Source organism: Halorubrum sp. SS7, from assembly GCF_005435055.1.
GTDB lineage: Archaea > Halobacteriota > Halobacteria > Halobacteriales > Haloferacaceae > Halorubrum > Halorubrum salinarum.
In genome coordinates this window covers 1-233 of record NZ_SGXV01000638.1, presented here as the reverse complement: position 1 = coordinate 233, position 233 = coordinate 1, and the positions used below count along the sequence as shown (strand labels likewise).

Sequence of the window (233 nt, the reverse complement as noted above, 5' to 3'; positions counted from 1 at the left end):
ACCTCTTGGACGTGGCCGAACCGCTCGTGGAGCGCCCGGATCGCGAGCAGGCTCTCGGCGCGGTCGCGCCAGTCCTCGCCGATGCCGACTAAGATCCCGGTCGTGAACGGCACGCCCTGCCGGCCCGCCGCGCGGATCGTGTTGAGCCGCTGACCGGGGGTCTTCCGTCGCCCTCCCGAGTGCGCGTCGACGTCGGCGGTCGTCTCCAGCATCACCCCCATCGACGCGTTCAC

Annotated in this window: 1 pseudogene; it reads right to left on the bottom strand. The window is 71.7% G+C overall.

Annotation, left to right across the window (positions count from 1 at the left end):
- Positions 1-233 (bottom strand): annotated as a pseudogene (locus EXE44_RS19440) (7,8-didemethyl-8-hydroxy-5-deazariboflavin synthase subunit CofG); the annotation flags it as partial.